The 1613-nt window shown below is 37.6% G+C and carries 3 protein-coding genes; all 3 read right to left on the bottom strand.

What is annotated here, in order from left to right:
• Positions 1–154: 154 nt before the first annotated feature.
• Positions 155–619 carry a hypothetical protein gene (locus tag EHSB41UT_RS24075; protein WP_133060659.1) on the bottom strand — a complete coding sequence of 155 codons (465 nt, stop codon included), beginning with the start codon at positions 617–619 and terminating at the stop codon, positions 155–157.
• A 26-nt stretch (positions 620–645) separates the two neighbouring features.
• Positions 646–822, bottom strand: a complete 177-nt coding sequence (locus EHSB41UT_RS24695; RefSeq protein ID WP_165767398.1) for a hypothetical protein — start codon at positions 820–822, stop codon at positions 646–648.
• A 167-nt stretch (positions 823–989) separates the two neighbouring features.
• Complete coding sequence (locus EHSB41UT_RS24070) at positions 990–1430, bottom strand: DUF2513 domain-containing protein (protein WP_087113420.1); 441 nt, start codon at positions 1428–1430, stop codon at positions 990–992.
• Between the last annotated feature and the right edge of the window lie 183 nt (positions 1431–1613).

Raw genomic sequence — 1613 nt, 5'->3', positions numbered from 1 at the left:
GTCAGTCGAACGGCACTGACCTTGTATTCATTGGAGTATTTCCGGGTGGGTTTGTCGTGTCTGTATGTGCTCATAGTTCACCTCATTCCGTTAGGGATGAGGTGTCCACAAAAGCGGGGGAGGTTTCCGTCCCTTTGATTTACTTGTTAGGCGATTATTTACTGTTATTGTCTAGTCCTACAGCTACAAATGGTGTAATTTTCAAATCATCAAATCTATACGTATAGGTGATTTTCATATTCGGCAATTTTTTAAAGGTTTTCATTGATGAGTTTACAGATCCAATTGCAATATCGTTAAATATTTCCTGTAGGTCATTTCGACCATCTCTAGATGATATGTGTTCGTATGCTTCTGATGTGGTTAATTCGCCACTGCTCAGCATATCATCAATAAATTTTTTAGTGTTAATTAGATAGCTGTAATTAACAAGGCATTGATTGCCAACCAAAAGCGTTTGAATGCCAACAGCAGTTGTCATGTTATCAACTTCAAGAGGCATCTGATTATGAAGTTTTTGCATTTCAAACTTCAGTTTTGAGCAAAATTTAGCTGTTGACGAGCCAAAGGATGGTATACATATCAGAGTTAAAAGTGCTGCTAAAATTATATTTTTCATATTTTTCTTTTTATCTTATGAATAATTTATTTATCTTTTTTCTTCCATGTTAAAAGTATTATTCCAACAGCTATTATTAGTGCTGATGGCAAAAAGTAACCAATTGCAAACTGTGGGTTTGCCCCTGAAGGTAAATTAGAAGATGAAGTGGCTAATCCAATTAGTCCAAAAATCAGAATGATAACGGCAAGAATGTTTTTCATTGTTATGACCTCGTATTAAAGTAAGGTTTTATTTTGATTTAGGGTGCATCTTTATAAGTATTGACTTTTTACAGATGTATGGGTGTATTTGTTTGGCACAGTGTGCGCCTAACGCCTGCGTAAGGGGCGCCGAAGGCGTCCCTTCTTGACGCACTTGTTACGCGTTTTTATTCTGCGATGATTTTATCAAGTTGCTTCTTTAGTGCATGTTCAAGTAGCTTTTGGCTACCATCAAAAATAGTTTTAAATGGAGCATCTTTTAGATTTGTTTTTAATGTTTCTAATATGTCACTCTTATTTAAAGCGTTGGAAAAATCATGCCCCATTTGTGTTAATCGAATCGGCTTGTGTGAAACAGAGCATGTGCCATGAAATATGTGAATGCCAAGATCTTTGAGTGATACTGCTGAGTTGCTGTCGTTATTAATCAGTTTATTATCAATTAAAATTTCAATGTGAAAGATAAATTTTTCATTGATCCCATTGGGATTGCTCTCGTTATCTAAGTTGATCCCAGAATTTTGGAAGTCACTGATGTCAATGTAAGCTTTATCGGACTCGATGAAAACATTTAGGATTTTAGCTATGTAGTCGATGTCGATTTTCATATAAAAATATCGTTATATTGGAACGAGAAAGTTTGCACAAAAGTTGATGGGAACGCGTAACGCCTGCGTAAGGGGCGCCGAAGGCGTCCCTTCTTGACGCACTTGTTATGCGTGGCCGTGAGGCAGCCGAACTTGATACTGGCGTGGCACCAAAGCTACCGCTGCGCACGAGAGGTGTACGCC

Origin of the sequence: Parendozoicomonas haliclonae (genome assembly GCF_900174585.1) — a bacterium.
Taxonomy (GTDB): domain Bacteria; phylum Pseudomonadota; class Gammaproteobacteria; order Pseudomonadales; family Endozoicomonadaceae; genus Sansalvadorimonas; species Sansalvadorimonas haliclonae.
This window is presented reverse-complemented; position numbering and strand designations above follow the sequence as displayed.

Excerpts from the sequence above, each read along its gene's own strand:
- EHSB41UT_RS24075 (WP_133060659.1), bottom strand. The coding sequence starts at position 619 with ATGAAAAATATAATTTTAGCAGCACTTTTAACTCTGATATGTATACCA.
- EHSB41UT_RS24695 (WP_165767398.1), bottom strand. The coding sequence starts at position 822 with ATGAAAAACATTCTTGCCGTTATCATTCTGATTTTTGGACTAATTGGA.
- EHSB41UT_RS24070 (WP_087113420.1), bottom strand. The coding sequence starts at position 1,430 with ATGAAAATCGACATCGACTACATAGCTAAAATCCTAAATGTTTTCATC.